The organism is Trinickia dabaoshanensis, from assembly GCF_002879885.1.
Lineage (GTDB): Bacteria > Pseudomonadota > Gammaproteobacteria > Burkholderiales > Burkholderiaceae > Trinickia > Trinickia dabaoshanensis.
In genome coordinates this window covers 1-1268 of sequence record NZ_PNYA01000078.1, presented here as the reverse complement: position 1 = coordinate 1268, position 1268 = coordinate 1, and the positions used below count along the sequence as shown (strand labels likewise).

Annotated in this window: 1 protein-coding gene; it reads left to right on the top strand. The window is 61.0% G+C overall.

What is annotated here, in order from left to right; genetic code table 11:
- The first annotated feature begins 26 nt into the window (after positions 1-26).
- Positions 27-1237, top strand: a protein-coding gene (locus tag C0Z18_RS32440) for an IS3 family transposase (RefSeq protein ID WP_102649544.1) whose coding sequence is annotated in 2 segments (ribosomal slippage) — positions 27-342 and positions 342-1237 — 1212 coding nt in all. Because the reading frame shifts where the segments join, the coding sequence is not laid out codon by codon here.
- Positions 1238-1268: the final 31 nt, after the last annotated feature.

The window sequence follows — 1268 nt, the reverse complement described above, 5'->3', positions numbered from 1 at the left end:
TTTTGACTAACACCAATCAAGAAGTGATGGATGTATTGACGGGACCCGAGCGCCGGCGGCGGTGGTCGGTAGAAGAGAAAGTGGCGATGGTCAGGGAGAGCCTCGAGCCGGGCAAGACGGTCTCGATGGTGGCCCGCGTCCACGGCGTGAATCCGAATCAGTTGTTTCATTGGCGCAAGCTCTATCAGGATGGCAGCCTGTCGGCGGTGAGCGCTGGCGAAGAGGTGGTGCCGGCCTCAGAGTTGGCCGACGCTCTGAAGCAAATCAAGGAACTGCAACGATTGCTGGGCAAGAAAACGATGGAGGCGGAAATTCTTCGCGAAGCCGTCGAATATGGCCGAGCAAAAAAATGGATTGCGCGCTCGCCATCATTGCCGGGGGACGACCAGTGAAGCAGGTCTGTGAAGTTCTCGGCGTAGCGCGCTCGAATGTGGCGGCAAAGCTGGCTCGACCTGCCGATTGGCGCGATAGGCGCACGGCTCGGCAAACCAACGATGCTGGGTTGGCCGAAGAAATCCAGCGCATCGTTGCGCACTTGCCGAGCTGGGGTTATCGACGAGTCTGGGGCAAGCTTCGAAACGAGCGGGAGAACCAAGGCTCGGCTCCGGTGAACGTTAAGCGCGTCTATCGCGTCATGCGCGTGCACGGTTTGCTGCTTGAGCGCAGGCCAATGCCGCCGCGTGCGCAGCGCCGGCACGAAGGCAAGGTTGCAGTGGCCAAGAGCAATCAACGCTGGTGTTCCGACGGCTTCGAGTTTCGCTGCGACAACGGCGAGCCGCTGCGCGTGACCTTTGCGTTGGACTGCTGCGACCGCGAGGCGATGAGCTGGGCCGCGACGACTGGCGGCCACAGTGGCGACATCGTGCGCGACGTTATGCTCGCTGCCGTGGAGCATCGCTTCGGCGGCACCCTGAAGGCCCCCGAGCAAATCGAATGGCTGACGGATAACGGCTCGGGTTACATCGCGGAGAAGACCCGCGCCTTTGCTGCCGACATCGGCCTGAAGCCGTTGACGACGCCAGTGTGCAGCCCGCAAAGTAACGGCATGGCTGAGAGCTTCGTGAAAACGATGAAGCGCGATTACGTGAGCTTCATGCCCAAGCCCGACGCTGCGACGGCGGCACGCAATCTTGCAGTCGCGTTCGAGCACTATAACGAGCATCATCCCCATAGCGCGCTGAAATACCGTTCGCCACGCGAATTCCGGCGCAGGACCGAATCATCAACTCAAGTGTGAGGCGGTGTCCGGAAGTACGGGGGCAAATCCA